Raw genomic sequence first — 14,728 nt, forward strand, 5'->3', positions numbered from 1 at the left:
ATTAGTAGAGAGGAAGATATGTCATGTCATATGTGAAAATGAACTGTTTTGTAGCACACTATATGTTAGTTAAATTAGCTAATGATTATTTAAAATATTCATACCATTTAACTATAAATCATGTTAAATTACTCTACTTTATATTATATTTATATGATGAAAATAAGCATATAGATATTAGCCAACTCGAAATGTATAATAAGCGATCGAAATTTTCAATTTTAAAAATGTTGCAATATTTGTATCAAAACAATTGGATATCAAAAGAACGTGATGACAAAGATCAACGAAAATTGGTTATTACTATGTAAGAACAACAGAAGAATAAAATTCATTTATTATTTAATGAAATTGATGAGATGCTAGAATCTCGAAAGATAGTTATAAATCAGAGAGTAAGTAACCACATTTTATATTTTATTAAATGTGGTGAGGTACTTGATGATATGGATGAGCAATTAATGATTAATAATCTCTCTTTGGAAGAGGTGTATTTGTTAGCAATATTACTTAATAATGATAATAAAATGACAGTTAAGTATATGAGATATAAAACTCAAGTAGGTATAGTTTCTTTAAGTTCTATAATAAAAAAGTTAAATCAAAAAGGCTATATAATCAAAGAACGTAGTTTAGAAGATGAAAGAACGATTATATTAAAATTGAACGATTGTAAAGCATCCTTAATACTTTCTATTATTGAATCATGTTACAATACTTTAAAACAAGGAATGAAGAACTTGTAAATTAGTAAGTGATAGAAGGAGTTAACATATGATTTTAGATAATGTAAATCCCAATGATTTATTTCCAACAGAGAAAAAAGGGCCTTCTGTATTAGGCATTATGGATTACGAAGTTAGGGGACAGTCACAATTTGAAGGTGCATTTATAGCTACTTCAGAAAGAATTATAATGAATGTAGATATGAATGGACAATTTTATTATAGAAGTATTGGGTATGATGAAGTTAATGATATACAATATGATGGTAAAACAATCACTTTTGATTTCAATATTGGTAAAATTCCAATGCACGATTTTAAATCTAACGATGTACAAAGTTTTGTTGATTTTGTTAAAGAAAAATTACAATCAAAGTAATTTAGAGTTTCAAAATCAGCTGAATTAAAATTATTAATATAGCGATAAACCGTGAATAAATTAATTCTTAATTTTTTCTGGCTTATCGCTTTTTTATTTTAAAAGTTTAAACATGTAGAATTACTTCTAAAAAGTCAATTAATCAGATAGTTATTATAAAATAATTAAAATATAACCAATAATTAAAAGTATTAAAATTTTGATATGCATATTTTAATAACCTTGAATAAAGTTAAATAAATGTTTGTGAAAAGTAATAAATATATAAATGCAAATTCGAGTAATAAAATTATTGAATTTTTATACTTGTTTGTTTAAAATGAACTTTGTAACATGGGTGGAGTTCAATTCAGTTAGATGAAATTATGTGAGCCTTGCTACAACAAGATGTGCATCAGAGGAGTGGTTTTTAAAATGGCAAAAATAAAAAATATTAATGATTTAGTAGAAGCTACATTTCAAGTGAAAAAGTTCTTTAGAGACACTAAAAAGAAATATAATTTGAATTATGAGGAAATTTATATTTTGAATTATATCTTAAAAAGTGGTTCTACTGAGATTTCTTCTAAAGAAATTGCGACATGTTCTGAATTTAAACCATATTACTTAACAAAAGCATTACAAAAACTAAAAGAGTTAGATTTATTATCGAAAAAAAGAAGTGTTCATGATGAACGTACAGTTATAGTATATGTAACTAAAGAACAAAAAGATAAAATTAAAAAGCTCATTGATGAATTAGAACAATATATCTAAGTAACTCGTTTTATTATATTGTATTTCTTATATTAAGGGTTCAAATTCAGGTGATTGATGTAATGGAAAAGTAGGTTTTGGAATTGAGAAGTGGAATGGAGTATATAAATTTATATGATATGCTCCATTTAATAGGGTAGCTAGGAAATGATAGATGTTGATCAGTAAGAAAGTTTATTAAATAGAAAAGAGATTTATTTAATGGTTAGTGAATGTGTTTTTATTGTTAATACGATAAAGAGTATCCATTGATCACAAATTGAATAGCATCTAAACTACATAATATAGCTTCATCCTTATTTTTTAGCTTGAAAAAGGCATGGTTACATTTGTAAGCATGCCTTTTAATTTAATATTTTCTTAAAAAGTTAATTTCTCTATCATACAGTTCATTAGCAATATAAGATTGGGCTTTTTCAAGTATGGATTCTATATACTGCGTACGGTTAGACAAAATTCTAATTGAAAGTCCATGAGTAGGTAATTGAGTTATACCTAATCGACAGTTTAATTCTTTATCAAAGTGTTTAATTTGATTATAAATTTCATCAATGAATTTTTGATTTACACTAGGATGAATAAAATATGCTGAGCCTAAGTGTGTATAATTTTCCATGTAACCTAAAGAATCAATTGAATTTTTTTCAGGATTTAACATAAGATTGTCGTATGTTACGAGTTCATTATTGATATAAATTTCATTAACTAAATGCATATATTTATATGAAAAGTTTTTATCATCTGATGAGTAACCAGGTGTGAGAATATCGGTATAAAACATCGCACTTGTTTCATCTAAATCAAAACGATTGTGTTGATAAAATTTAGCATTTTCATAAGCAATGATTGGATCAGCTACGTATTCCATATAAGCATTAGGTTTTAATTGGAAAGTTTGATATTGTTCAACATGATCTTTTAAAGTTTTATAAATTTTTGTTGCACCTTGAGACGTTAATGTGACACTAGCATTATCTTCAATATTGAAATTCATAGAATAACGGTCACCATCAAGGTAACCACCACCTACATTAATAATATAGAAAGTAGGGGTAGTTGACCCATTTAGGTAAACAGGACGTATGACTTTTAATGCCTTTTCAAAAAAGATGTCACGTGCTACAGAACGTTTACCATTGTTAAAAACCGTTAAATCAAGTTGACCTGTCCAAGATTGTTGAGACATTATGATAATCCTTTAAGTAACGTATCTCGTTCAATCCACTCAATAACTTCATCTAGGCCTTCATCTGTTTTTAAGTTTGTAAATGCGAATGGTCTGTCACCACGAAATACTTTTGTATCTTCAGTCATTTGGTCTAAAGAAGCGCCAACGTGAGGTGCTAAGTCTGTCTTATTAATGATAAAGAAATCAGATTTAATCATACCTTGTCCACCTTTACGTGGAATTTTTTCACCTTGGGCAACGTCGATAATATAAATTGAAAAGTCAACAAGTTCAGGACTAAATGTTGCAGCTAAATTATCGCCACCAGATTCAATGAAAATAAGTTCGATGTCATCATTTCTTTCTAACAATTCATCAATAGCAGCAAAGTTCATAGAAGCATCTTCACGAATTGCTGTATGCGGACAACCACCAGTTTCAACACCGATAATTCTATCTTCTGGTAAGACACCTGTATTGACTAAGATTTTTTCGTCTTCTTTTGTATATATATCGTTTGTTATAACGCCAATGCTCATATCTTTAGCTAGACGTCTAACAACTTTTTCTATTAATTGAGTTTTACCTGCACCAACAGGTCCACCAATTCCAATTTTAATTGGTTCAGTCATATATTTGACCTCCTATGAAATAAATATTCTTACATTTACATTTTCGTGTTCCATTTGATTTAATTCTAATCCAGGCGCAGTCATACCAAAGTCACTTTCATCAAGAGATAAAACATGATTTCGTGTTTCTTCTATATAAGGAATCATTTGAGTTACTACTTTTTGACCGGCAGTTTGACCTAAGGGAATAGCTCTTACTGCATTTTGCGTGAGACTAGATACATTTTGATAGAGATAATAATCAATAATTGTACTAATATCAACGCCTAAATAATGACCAAGCATAGTAAAACAAATTGCTGGATGTAACTTAGCTTTTTTATTTTTCATTTGTTCATGATACCATTGAATCCATTCACTATCGTATAATTCCATAGCTAATTTCACCATTCGAGTGCCCATTTGTTTAGCCCCGACACGAGTTTCTTTAGGTAAACTTTGAACAAAGATAAGTCGATCCATACGTAAGATTTTATCAACATCATTATTGTCTAAGGCTTCGTATACAATTTTCATTGCTAAACCATCAGAATAAGTTAGCTGTTCATTTAAAAATAATTTTAACCATTGAACAAATGTTAAATCATCATGTACCGCTTCATGTTGAATATATGTTTCCAAGCCGAATGAATGACTAAATGCACCGGTTGGAAACTGTGAATCACAGAACTGAAATAAGCGTAAATTTTGATGATCAATCATGAGAATGTCCTATATGTCTAAACGCTTGGTTTACTTTTCTATCTTCATGACTATAAGGAATACCTAAAGATTTAAGTAAATCTTCAACGAGATAGTCATATTGTACTAACATCTCAGTTTCTGTGAACTGTGCAGGTAAATGACGATTACCAAGTTGATGGGCAATATCTCCCATTTCTTTTAATGTACGTGGTTTGATAACAAGTAAATCTTCAGAATTTACATCAACGATAATCATGTTTGTATCATCTTTATATAAAATATCACCGTACTGTAAATCGATAGGTTGTTTCAAACGAATACCAATTTCATTACCATGATCCGTTTTTACGCGTTGGATACGTTTAACTAAGTCAGAATTTTCTAGATAAACTTTTTCTACATGTTTATTTTTTTCATCAGCTGATAAATTAGCAATATTGCCTTGAATTTCTTCTATAATCATTAACAATTTTCCTCCTAGAACAAGAAGTATCTTTGAGTTAATGGTAACTCAGTAGCAGCTTCACTTGTAATTTTTTCACCGTCAACAAATACTTCATATGTTTGTGGATCAACGTCTAATTTAGGTGTTGCACTGTTATTTTTCATATCTGCTTTAGATAAGTTACGAATGTTTTTAACAGGTCTTACCATACGTTGTAAGTTAAGTTGTCTATAAATACCATTTTCAAATGCAGTGTTAGAAACGAAAGTCATTGCTGTATGAGTGATATTACCACCATATTGACCATACATTTTACGATATTTCATAGGTTCTGAAGTTGGAATAGAGCCATTAGCATCACCGTTAACTGCTACATTGATTAAACCACCTTTAACTACAAGTTCAGGTTTAACGCCAAAGAACGCAGGATCCCATAATACAAGGTCAGCTAATTTACCTGATTCAATTGAGCCAACATATTCTGAAATACCATGTGTAATCGCAGGGTTAATAGTATATTTAGCGATATAACGTTTAATACGATTGTTATCATTATATTCTGAGTCGCCTTCTAAAGCACCACGTTGTTCTTTCATACGATGAGCAGTTTGCCAAGTACGTGTAATCACTTCACCTACACGACCCATAGCTTGAGAGTCAGAACTAATCATACTGAATACTCCCATATCTTGTAATACGTCTTCTGCAGCAATTGTTTCTTTACGAATACGAGAATCCGCGAATGCAATATCTTCAGGAATAGAAGCATTTAAATGGTGAGTAATCATTACCATGTCTAAATGTTCGTCTACAGTATTATGTGTATAAGGTAGAGTTGGGTTTGTAGATGAAGGTAAAATATTTGAATATGAAGCGGACTTAATTAAGTCAGGTGCGTGACCACCACCAGCACCCTCAGTATGGTACATGTGTAACACACGGTTCTTAATTGCTTTCATAGTGTCTTCCATAAATCCAGCTTCATTCAATGTATCAGCATGTAAAGCGATTTGGACATCGAATTCATCTGCAACATCTAAAGCATGACTTAAAGCTGAAGGCGTTGCACCCCAGTCTTCGTGTACTTTTAAACCAATAACCCCAGCGTGAATTTGTTCAATAAGTGCTGTATGATTGACAGCTTGCCCTTTACCTGTGAAACCTACATTGATAGGTAATGCTTCAGCAGCTTCTAACATACGATGTATATGCCAAGGTCCAGGTGTAACTGTAGTTGCTTTTGCACCTTCAGATGCACCAGTTCCGCCACCAATATGAGTAGTGATACCACTTTCTAAAGCAACTTCAGCTTGTTCTGGGTTAATAAAGTGAACGTGTGTATCAATACCACCCGCTGTAACAATTTTACCTTCAGCAGAAATAATATCTGTTGTACTTCCGATGATTATATTGACGTTATCCATAATATCTGGATTACCCGCTTTACCGATTGCAAAAATATAGCCGTTTTTAATACCGATATCGCCTTTAATTACCTTGTCATAGTCAATAATGACTGCATTAGTTATAACTAAATCGGCTACATTTTTATCATCACGAGTCACGTTAGGATTTTGAGCCATACCATCACGGATAGATTTTCCGCCACCGAAAGTTGCTTCGTCACCATAATTGGCATAATCTTTTTCAACTTCTGCGAATAGGTTAGTGTCGCCTAATCTAATTGCATCTCCAACTGTTGGACCATATAAACTTGTATATTGTGATTGAGTCATTTTAAAGCTCATTATCTTTTACCACCTTTTTTATTGGTATTTTCATGACCTTCGTCATTATAAACACCAGCGTACTCGTCGTCTTCACCAGTAGGGCGATAAACACGGGAGCCATCAATTGGACCATTAACGAATCCACGGAAACCATAAATTCTACGGTTACCAGAATACTCTACTAGTTGCACGTGTTTTACATCGCCAGGTTCAAATCTGACAGCGGCACCAGCTGGAATATCTAAATGTTTACCATATGCTTTGTCTCTTTCAAATTCTAAACCTAAGTTAGCTTCAAAAAAGTGGAAATGTGAGCCAATTTGAATAGGACGATCTCCAACATTCTTAACTTCAATAACTGTTTCAGGTGAATTTGGATTAATTTCAATATCTGTTTTTTTTACTCTAATTTCTCCAGGAATCATATTTATGTCCTCCTTAGACAATTGGATGATGGACAGTGATTAATTTAGTTCCATCTGGGAATGTTGCTTCAATTTCAATTTCAGTAATCATACTTGCAACCCCATCCATAACATCTTCTTCATTTAAAATTGTTTTACCATAACTCATCAATTCAGCTACAGTTTTACCGTCACGAGCACCTTCTAATAATTCATCGCTAATTAATGCAAGTGCTTCTGGATGATTTAATTTAAGTCCTCGCGCTTTTCTGCGACGAGCAACTTCTGCAGCTACAACTATCATTAGTTTATCTTGTTCACGTTGTGTAAAGTGCAAAATAATCCCTTCTTTCCCGAAATAAAGTTCGCAATAAACTTGCAAATTTTATATTAGGACGATTTTTAATTTTAAACAAGTATAACGATTCCATAAATTTAAAAATTTAATTAAAATGGGCAAAACTTTTAATGATTACAGCGCGTTTACTAATATTATTTGAATTTTTTAATTAGTAAAACATTTACATTCTTTATATCAAATTAATACACATTAATATTAAATTGTTGTATCATATTCATTGTCGAATTGGGGGAAAAGTTCATGAAATCCATTCAAATCATTTTGAAAAACATTTCACAAGTTTTATTAATTAATAATCATTACACAGGGCTTTTTATATTAATTGCATTATTTGTTGGTAATTGGAAAGTCGGTATAAGTGCATTAATTGGAAGTATCATTGCATACATACTTGCGCCATATATTAACTATTCTCAAGAAGAAATAGATAATGGATTAGCAGGTTTTAATCCTGTATTAACTGCAATAGCTTTGACATTATTTTTAAATGAAAACTGGGCAGGTATTCTAATTACATTGATGGCAACAATATTAACATTACCTGTTGGATCAGCAATAAGAGAATGGTTAAAGCCATACGGAATAGCAATGCTTACAGCACCCTTTGTCATTGTGACGTGGTTTGCAGTTTCTATATCTGAACAAGTAAAAGCTGTGAAAACACCATTAAATTTATTACCAAACACCATTAAACCAGTGACAAGTAATTCTGGTCATCATTTAAATTTACTACATTCCATTTTAGATGGGTTTAGTGAAGTATTTTTAATACCTAGTGTATGGGCTGGATTATTAATACTTATTGGAATTTTAATTGGCTCAAGAAAAGCGTTTGTTTTTGCAATTGTAGGAAGTATTATTGGTTATTTAATTGTTGGTTTATTAGGTGGTAACACTGATAACATCAACCAAGGACTATTTGGATATAATTTAATTTTAACTGCAATAGCTTTAGGCTCAACATTTAAAACGTCAATTAATACATATCTTTCTGCCTTTTTAGGGTTATTACTAGCAGTACTATTAAATCTAGGTTTGAACACAATGCTTGAACCTCTTGGGTTACCTTCATTAACAATGCCATTTATATTAGCAACATGGATTATGTTATTTGCAGGCCGTCAAAATAGAGATATAGGAAGTAGAAATTAATTAAAAATTGAGTCCGGGACATAAAGTTCTTGGATAAGTGAAAAAAAGACAATTTCTATTGAAATAATATAGAAATTGTCTTTTTTATAAATTTTTTGATTATTTTCAGCTCGTTGAGCTACTACTTTTCTTATATTAAGTGCCATTAATACAAAACCAAGTTCTCTTTTGACTTTATTGAGTCCTCGGACAGACATCCGAGTGAAACCCAAAATAGCCTTCATAAATCCAAAAACAGGTTCCACATCAATTTTTCTTTGACTGTAGATATTTTTTGTTTCTGGTTCTGAAAGCTTTTTGTTAATTTGGGATTTAAAATATTCCCAGTTATAATTCTTCATTATTTTTTTGTTTGTTTTTGAATTGAAGTTCATACATTGATTTTTCAGAGGACATTCTGAACAATCATCACATTCATATAATTTGAAGTCTCGCTTATAACCATACTTATCATGACGATAGGCATATCTTTTAAAACCTAGCCGTTTATTATTCGGACAAATGAATTCGTCATTAATTTCGTCATAGTTCCAATTTTGAGTATTAAAGATGTCACTTTTATATTTTTTAGTTTTATCTTTTATAAACATTCCATATGTTATGAGTGGCGTTCGATTAAAGTCATCTATAATTGCCTTATAATTTGATTCACTACCATAACCTGCATCAGCTACAATATATTCAGGTAAATGACCGTAGGTCTCTTGAATTGAATTTAAAAATGGAATCATCGTTCTAGTATCCGTTGGATTTTGATACACATTATAAGATAAAACAAATTGGGAATTTGTCGCTATTTGTAAATTATACCCTGGCTTAAGTTGTCCATTTTTCATGTGATCTTCTTTCATTCTCATAAATGTCGCATCATGATCTGTCTTAGAATAACTATTTCTATCCTTTAAAATAGATTTTTGAAATTCGTATCGATACTTTCGCTCAAAATAATCATTGATTTGCTTTTTGTATTTTTTGATTTTAGTTCTTTTGAGACGTATTTGTTTTCTTGTTTTAGTACATTTTTCATTGTTGATATGTTGGTTTAAATCTTCGATTTCTTTATCTAAGTGACTACCAATCAAATCTATTTCTTCTTTTGTTAATTCATTATCATGATCTTTTTTAATTTCCGGTATGATTTTATTGGTTACCAATTCATGGTAGAGGGCTTTAGAATCCTCATTCATCTTTGATTCATGGTTTTGAATACTCTTTTTCCATACAAATGTATATCGATTGGCATTTGCTTCAATTTTTGTACCATCAATAAAAATAGCTTTATCATCTATAAGATTTTGTTTTACACACTGACTGTAAAATTGAATAAATAAAGATTCTAATAAAGCATCTACTTTTGGATTTACTCTAAATCGATTAATTGTTTTATAAGAAGGTTTTTGATTTTGTGATAGCCACATCATTCGGATGCTATCATTAAGCATTTTTTCTATTTTACGACCTGAGAATACAGATTGTGTGTAGGCATATAGAATCACTTTTAACATCATTTTAGGATGGTACGAAGTTGCACCACGGTGATGTCTGAATTCGTCGAATTCATTGTCATGAATTGTTTCAACAATATCATTTACATGTCGTGAAATATCATTTGTGGGGATAAGAACTGAAGTTTCCATTGGTAGAGTAAGTTGAGTCATGTTATAATTTTTATACATAAGGCACCTCGTTAATTTAGTTTAGTGATGTTTATTAAATTATACGAAAGTGCTTTATTTTTTTAAAGTATTACAATGTAAAATTACATATAAATACAAAGTATTTTGGCGAGACTCTTGAGGGAACAGGACAAGCTGAAGACTACAGGCTGAAGCTGTCCCCTAAGAAAGCGAGCCAACAATACGGAGTATTGTAAATAAAGAAGCCAGTAAATGAATTTGTTAAAACTCATTTACTGGCTATTTCTCTAGGGTTTATGTCCCAGACTCAATTTTTTATTAAGATGTTAAATAGTGTGTTGTGCGATGTTCAATTTTATGGAACACATACTCAATAACAATTGCCAATGCCCAGTAAAATATCGCTGCTACTGTATATACTGGTACAAATTGATAACCTTCATTAGCAATTTCAGTACTTATCGCCATAATTTCTGTTACTTGTACAGCAAAAGCAAGTGATGTTCCTTTTAATAACATAATAAATTGATTTTCAATATTAGGTAATGCATAGCCAAACGCTTGAGGGAAAACAATGCGTCTATAAACATTCCATTTAGATAAACCTACAGTTTGAGCAGCTTCAATTTGTTTAGGATCAACAGAAAGTAAACCACCTTTAATAGATTCTGATAAATAGGCCGTCGCATGCAATGCAAAGGTGATTGCAGCAATCATCAATGGATGTGCCATATCTGGATTAAGTGAAGTATGAAAAATTGAGTTGAACCATAGAATAAGTGCTGGCAAATCATAATAGAAAATGAATAATTGAACTATGAGCGGTGTACTTCTGAAAAATGAATTATAAACGATTACTAATTGAGATAGTACAGGTATTCGTTGCAATCGAATAATCGCAAATACTGTACCTATAATAATACCAATCAACATAGCTATAAGTGTAATTGCAATTGTATTTGGTACACCCTTTAAAACTTCAATGAAGGTATGTAAAATGAATGACATTTGATTGCCTCCTATGCTTGATATGGTTTTTCTGAAACTTTATTAATTAATGTAAACACACCTTGAACAATCAAAGCGAGCATCCAATATATAATAGAAATAACAATATATACTTCTAACATTCCTAAACCATAATTATTGCCAATAATAAGTTGAACTTGTCCCATCATGTCTATAATTCCAATAGTAAATGCTAACGATGTATCTTTAATTAATTCTATAATCTGAGTCGTTAAATTAGGAATACTGTTACGTAAAGCTTGTGGAACGATAATATTTTTTAGTATTCTCGGATAGCTTAAACCTACTGATAATCCAGCTTCAATCTGACTATATTCAACAGATAAATAACCAGCTCGAAAGACTTCTGATAAATAAGCAGCACTATGAAGACTAAAAGCTAATATTATGAAAAATAATCTGTCAAAGTGATTAATGTTTATATGAAATATTAATAAAAATTGAGGTAATGCAAAATATACTAAAAACAATTGAAGTAGAAGTGGGGTACTTCTCATAAATGATTGGTATATTCTGACGCAAGGCGCCAATATAGGCGTTTGTTTAATACGAATCATTGTTAATAATAGTCCTAATATAATGGCAAAGATTAAAGCACTTATAATCATTACTAGAGTAATAGGAAGTTGTTGTAATACTTGATTAAATAAATCTAACCATTGTGTGGCAGACATATTATTGCACCTCCAATTGTTTCTTATGCTTATTGATATTTTCTAAATCATCAAACACATCAATATCAAAATATTTTTTAGATAATTTTTGAAGTTTACCTTCTTTTTTTAATTCTTGAGTAGCTTGATCAATATCATCATGTAATTGTTGATTATCTTTGTTATAAACGATGTGAAGCGGTTCTTTTTTAACAATGCCACCAATTTTAACATCTTCATTTACTTTTTCTTGAATCGCTTTATATGTATTCCAATTTAAAAACATTGCATCACGTCGATGATTACCAACCATTTTTAAATTATCTCCATTAGAAGGTGCTTGAATCGTATCTATATTGATAGGTTCTTTATGTGACTTGTTATATTGTTTTAATATAGAAAATAAACCACCACTTGGTGCCATTGGAGTTAATCTCTTATTAGTTAAATCGCTAAGCTGATGTATATCATGATTATTTTTATTAACTGCAAGCATAGGTAATGCATAACTGTAAGGAACATCTTGATATAAAAATTGTTTTTCGCGTTCGGGTGTTTTAAAGAACCAATTAATTCCCATATCAAATTTTTTAGAACCTATACCTACTAGGTTAGACTCTTCTTCACCAACTTCATATTTAAAATGATATTGTGGTAATTTCTTCTCTAATAATTTCATATAATCCATATCAAGTCCTACAAATTCATTCTTTTTATTAGTATATAAATATGGAGGATTTACTTCTGCCGATAACGCTACTTTGATTTCTTTTGGATGAGCTTTAGTAGCACGTTGTGATTGATCATTTGAGCATGCAGATAAAGCTATAGTAGATATAAATACGCTCATTAATACTAACCAAGGGAAGAATCGTTTCAATTTACATCTACCTCCGTTCTAATACGTTGTATAAAACGTTGGATACGGTCATTATCTTGATTATATAAAACATCACTTGGTGAACCATGTACGACTAGTTCTCCGTTATCAATAAATAAAATTTGATCAGCAATAGCTTCAGCAAAGCTAATTTCGTGAGTTACTATAACCATTGTCATTCCTTGTTGTGCAATACGTTGTATAAGATTTAATACACTTTGGATTGATTCAGGGTCTAATGCAGATGTAGGTTCATCTAATAATAGTACTTTAGGATTTAATGCAAGTGCACGTACTATACCAACACGTTGACTTTGACCTCCTGATAGTTGGATAGGGTACTTATCTTTATGTTCTAATAAATTCACCATATTTAAGTGATCTTCAGCAATATGTATCGCTTCTCTTTTTCCTTTACCTTGCCCATAAATTAAGCCCTCAGTAATATTCTCTAATACGGTTTTGTTTTTAAATAAATTATAATTTTGAAAAACCATTGCTGATTGTTGTCGAAGATGATAAATATCTTTTTTAGTATGTTGTTCAGCATTAAATTGATAATCATCAATCGTTATCGAACCTTTAGAAGGAGTTGCGAGTGCGTTGAGAGTACGAAGTAAAGTTGTTTTTCCTGAACCACTAGGTCCAATAATAGCTGTCACGGTTCCCTGTTCTTGTGAAAAATTAATATCTTTTAAAACCTGATTTGAATGATAAAAATGAGATAAATGTTCTACTTGTATCAAGGTATCAGCCTCCCAAATATATTAAAGTAAATTTATCACATTAATTCTTATCGGTAAAGTAGGAATTGTGAAATATCAGTCCTTTTATTTAATAATGTTGAGTGTTAAACTAAGGATAATTAACAAGCTATTAATACTATGATGAGGTGAAAATAATGACACAGTCATTCTTGGTGCAATCAGAGATACAACATAAATGGATAAAAAAGTTTAAAACAATAGAAGAGCAGTTTAAATCGTATGCGGAGCAAAATGATATTGCCTCACGCTTTCCATTTGAAAATATAGAGTGGTTAATTAATGAAGGATATACTTTATTAACATTACCAAAAGCATACGGCGGTGAAGGCGCTACGATTGAAGATATGGTTATTTTGCAAACTTATTTAGCAGAAATAGATGGCGCAACTGCCTTATCAATAGGTTGGCATTTAAGTGTAGTGGGTCAATTATTTGAACAACAATTGTGGGAGCCTGAATTATTAGAAGAATTTGCCGAAGAAGTGAAAAAAGGCGCACTCGTTAATCGTGCAGTAAGTGAAGCTGAAACTGGTAGCCCTACACGCGGAGGACGTCCGGCAACTCATGCAGTAAGAGAAAAAGACGGCTATATTTTAAATGGTGTCAAAACATTTACTTCAATGAGTAAGGCATTAACACACTTTATTGTAGGAGCATATGTAGAAGAATTAGATCAAGTAGGATTCTTTTTAGTTCCAAGAAATGTTGAAGGCGTGGACATCGCCGATAATTGGAACATGATTGGTATGCGTGCTACTGAAAGTCATGATTTAGTGTTAAATAATGTAAAAATTCCTCATAAATATTTTGTTGAACAGAAACGTAAACCTGGAGCAAATGGTTGGATTTTGCATATTCCTAGTGTCTATTTAGGAATCGCACAAGCAGCTAGAAATTACGCAGTAGATTTCACTAAAACGTATAGTCCGAATAGTATAGAAGGAACTATTGCAGAATTACCTACAGTTCAACAAAATTTAGGTAAAATGGAATCTCTATTATTATCGGCAAGACATTTTTTATGGAGTACTGCCCACGGTTATCAATTATATGAGAAAGACACAGAAATTTGGAATGAGACTTCTGCAAGTAAAGTACTTGTATTAAATCAAGGATTGGAAGTTGTAGATTTAGCAATGAGAATTGTAGGAGCAAAAAGTCTTGAGATGGAAAGACCATTACAAAGATATTATCGAGATATGCGCGCAGGTCTTCATAATCCTCCGATGGAAGATATGGCATATACTAATATTGCAAAAAGCATTACAGGATTAATATAGTAATAAGTTACTTTATTGAAATAAATTTATTAAAATTTAAAAAAAC

17 protein-coding genes and 1 pseudogene are annotated in these 14,728 nt (G+C 31.0%); 6 read left to right on the plus strand and 12 right to left on the minus strand.

What is annotated here, in order from left to right; translation table 11 throughout:
* The first annotated feature begins 23 nt into the window (after window positions 1-23).
* From NSQ15_RS02890 to NSQ15_RS02905, 4 genes are all read left to right on the plus strand, one after another.
* Window positions 24-311, plus strand: a complete 288-nt coding sequence (locus NSQ15_RS02890; RefSeq protein WP_340746923.1) for a transcriptional regulator, SarA/Rot family — start codon at window positions 24-26, stop codon at window positions 309-311.
* Between the two features lie 48 nt (window positions 312-359).
* Window positions 360-746, plus strand: a complete 387-nt coding sequence (locus NSQ15_RS02895) for a transcriptional regulator, SarA/Rot family (protein ID WP_340746924.1) — start codon at window positions 360-362, stop codon at window positions 744-746.
* Between the two features lie 28 nt (window positions 747-774).
* Entirely contained in the window at window positions 775-1,104 is a 330-nt protein-coding gene (locus NSQ15_RS02900; RefSeq protein ID WP_046467138.1) for a PH domain-containing protein, read from the plus strand.
* Between the two features lie 414 nt (window positions 1,105-1,518).
* Window positions 1,519-1,860: a transcriptional regulator, SarA/Rot family gene (locus tag NSQ15_RS02905; RefSeq protein WP_029055839.1), complete on the plus strand. Its 342-nt coding sequence runs from the start codon at window positions 1,519-1,521 to the stop codon at window positions 1,858-1,860.
* Between the two features lie 349 nt (window positions 1,861-2,209).
* Here the strand turns inward: NSQ15_RS02905 and NSQ15_RS02910 are convergent, their stop codons facing one another.
* The 7 genes from NSQ15_RS02910 to NSQ15_RS02940 are packed head-to-tail and all read right to left on the minus strand — an operon-like array spanning window position 2,210 to window position 7,260.
* Window positions 2,210-3,046 (minus strand): urease accessory protein UreD, encoded by an 837-nt coding sequence (locus NSQ15_RS02910; RefSeq protein WP_340746925.1) that lies wholly within the window; start codon window positions 3,044-3,046, stop codon window positions 2,210-2,212.
* A complete protein-coding gene (gene ureG / locus NSQ15_RS02915; protein WP_070453588.1) occupies window positions 3,046-3,660 on the minus strand; it encodes an urease accessory protein UreG in 615 nt (204 codons plus the stop codon). Before ureG ends, NSQ15_RS02910 begins: the two co-directional genes overlap by 1 nt.
* A 12-nt stretch (window positions 3,661-3,672) precedes the next feature.
* Window positions 3,673-4,362, minus strand: a complete 690-nt coding sequence (locus NSQ15_RS02920; protein WP_046467139.1) for an urease accessory protein UreF — start codon at window positions 4,360-4,362, stop codon at window positions 3,673-3,675.
* Entirely contained in the window at window positions 4,355-4,807 is a 453-nt protein-coding gene (ureE, locus tag NSQ15_RS02925; RefSeq protein ID WP_017638562.1) for an urease accessory protein UreE, read from the minus strand. The genes NSQ15_RS02920 and ureE overlap by 8 nt, the downstream gene beginning before the upstream one ends.
* Window positions 4,808-4,821: 14 nt before the next feature.
* Window positions 4,822-6,537 carry an urease subunit alpha gene (ureC, locus tag NSQ15_RS02930; RefSeq protein WP_046467140.1) on the minus strand — a complete coding sequence of 572 codons (1,716 nt, stop codon included), beginning with the start codon at window positions 6,535-6,537 and terminating at the stop codon, window positions 4,822-4,824.
* Window positions 6,537-6,944 carry an urease subunit beta gene (locus NSQ15_RS02935; protein ID WP_017638560.1) on the minus strand — a complete coding sequence of 136 codons (408 nt, stop codon included), beginning with the start codon at window positions 6,942-6,944 and terminating at the stop codon, window positions 6,537-6,539. Before NSQ15_RS02935 ends, ureC begins: the two co-directional genes overlap by 1 nt.
* A 13-nt stretch (window positions 6,945-6,957) precedes the next feature.
* Complete coding sequence (locus tag NSQ15_RS02940; RefSeq protein ID WP_017638559.1) at window positions 6,958-7,260, minus strand: urease subunit gamma; 303 nt, start codon at window positions 7,258-7,260, stop codon at window positions 6,958-6,960.
* Window positions 7,261-7,524: 264 nt separating this feature from the next.
* On the opposite strand from NSQ15_RS02940, the gene yut reads away from it, so the two are divergent.
* Window positions 7,525-8,436 (plus strand): urea transporter, encoded by a 912-nt coding sequence (yut, locus tag NSQ15_RS02945; protein ID WP_017638558.1) that lies wholly within the window; start codon window positions 7,525-7,527, stop codon window positions 8,434-8,436.
* On the opposite strand, the pseudogene NSQ15_RS02950 reads toward yut, so the two are convergent.
* From NSQ15_RS02950 to NSQ15_RS02970, 5 genes and pseudogenes are all read right to left on the minus strand, one after another.
* Window positions 8,387-10,112 (minus strand): annotated as a pseudogene (locus tag NSQ15_RS02950) (IS1182 family transposase). The gene yut and the pseudogene NSQ15_RS02950 sit on opposite strands and share 50 nt — an antisense overlap.
* 279 nt (window positions 10,113-10,391) lie before the next feature.
* Complete coding sequence (locus NSQ15_RS02955; RefSeq protein WP_340746927.1) at window positions 10,392-11,081, minus strand: amino acid ABC transporter permease; 690 nt, start codon at window positions 11,079-11,081, stop codon at window positions 10,392-10,394.
* Window positions 11,082-11,092: 11 nt separating this feature from the next.
* A complete protein-coding gene (locus tag NSQ15_RS02960) occupies window positions 11,093-11,776 on the minus strand; it encodes an amino acid ABC transporter permease (RefSeq protein ID WP_029055842.1) in 684 nt (227 codons plus the stop codon).
* Window position 11,777: 1 nt separating this feature from the next.
* On the minus strand, window positions 11,778-12,605 hold the full coding sequence (locus tag NSQ15_RS02965; RefSeq protein ID WP_070453748.1) for an amino acid ABC transporter substrate-binding protein: 828 nt from the start codon (window positions 12,603-12,605) through the stop codon (window positions 11,778-11,780).
* A 26-nt stretch (window positions 12,606-12,631) separates the two neighbouring features.
* On the minus strand, window positions 12,632-13,381 hold the full coding sequence (locus tag NSQ15_RS02970; RefSeq protein ID WP_017638554.1) for an amino acid ABC transporter ATP-binding protein: 750 nt from the start codon (window positions 13,379-13,381) through the stop codon (window positions 12,632-12,634).
* Window positions 13,382-13,536: 155 nt separating this feature from the next.
* On the opposite strand from NSQ15_RS02970, the gene NSQ15_RS02975 reads away from it, so the two are divergent.
* On the plus strand, window positions 13,537-14,682 hold the full coding sequence (locus NSQ15_RS02975; RefSeq protein ID WP_117239516.1) for an acyl-CoA dehydrogenase family protein: 1,146 nt from the start codon (window positions 13,537-13,539) through the stop codon (window positions 14,680-14,682).
* The last annotated feature ends 46 nt before the right edge of the window (window positions 14,683-14,728 follow it).

The sequence above is a fragment of the Staphylococcus sp. FSL W8-0774 genome, from assembly GCF_038006785.1.
GTDB classification, from domain to species: Bacteria; Bacillota; Bacilli; order Staphylococcales; family Staphylococcaceae; genus Staphylococcus; species Staphylococcus pasteuri.

Excerpts from the sequence above, each read along its gene's own strand:
- NSQ15_RS02890 (WP_340746923.1), top strand. The coding sequence starts at position 24 with ATGTCATATGTGAAAATGAACTGTTTTGTAGCACACTATATGTTAGTT.
- NSQ15_RS02895 (WP_340746924.1), top strand. The coding sequence starts at position 360 with ATGCTAGAATCTCGAAAGATAGTTATAAATCAGAGAGTAAGTAACCAC.
- NSQ15_RS02900 (WP_046467138.1), top strand. The coding sequence starts at position 775 with ATGATTTTAGATAATGTAAATCCCAATGATTTATTTCCAACAGAGAAA.
- NSQ15_RS02905 (WP_029055839.1), top strand. The coding sequence starts at position 1,519 with ATGGCAAAAATAAAAAATATTAATGATTTAGTAGAAGCTACATTTCAA.
- NSQ15_RS02910 (WP_340746925.1), bottom strand. The coding sequence starts at position 3,046 with ATGTCTCAACAATCTTGGACAGGTCAACTTGATTTAACGGTTTTTAAC.
- ureG (WP_070453588.1), bottom strand. The coding sequence starts at position 3,660 with ATGACTGAACCAATTAAAATTGGAATTGGTGGACCTGTTGGTGCAGGT.
- NSQ15_RS02920 (WP_046467139.1), bottom strand. The coding sequence starts at position 4,362 with ATGATTGATCATCAAAATTTACGCTTATTTCAGTTCTGTGATTCACAG.
- ureE (WP_017638562.1), bottom strand. The coding sequence starts at position 4,807 with ATGATTATAGAAGAAATTCAAGGCAATATTGCTAATTTATCAGCTGAT.
- ureC (WP_046467140.1), bottom strand. The coding sequence starts at position 6,537 with ATGAGCTTTAAAATGACTCAATCACAATATACAAGTTTATATGGTCCA.
- NSQ15_RS02935 (WP_017638560.1), bottom strand. The coding sequence starts at position 6,944 with ATGATTCCTGGAGAAATTAGAGTAAAAAAAACAGATATTGAAATTAAT.
- yut (WP_017638558.1), top strand. The coding sequence starts at position 7,525 with ATGAAATCCATTCAAATCATTTTGAAAAACATTTCACAAGTTTTATTA.
- NSQ15_RS02955 (WP_340746927.1), bottom strand. The coding sequence starts at position 11,081 with ATGTCATTCATTTTACATACCTTCATTGAAGTTTTAAAGGGTGTACCA.
- NSQ15_RS02960 (WP_029055842.1), bottom strand. The coding sequence starts at position 11,776 with ATGTCTGCCACACAATGGTTAGATTTATTTAATCAAGTATTACAACAA.
- NSQ15_RS02965 (WP_070453748.1), bottom strand. The coding sequence starts at position 12,605 with ATGAGCGTATTTATATCTACTATAGCTTTATCTGCATGCTCAAATGAT.
- NSQ15_RS02975 (WP_117239516.1), top strand. The coding sequence starts at position 13,537 with ATGACACAGTCATTCTTGGTGCAATCAGAGATACAACATAAATGGATA.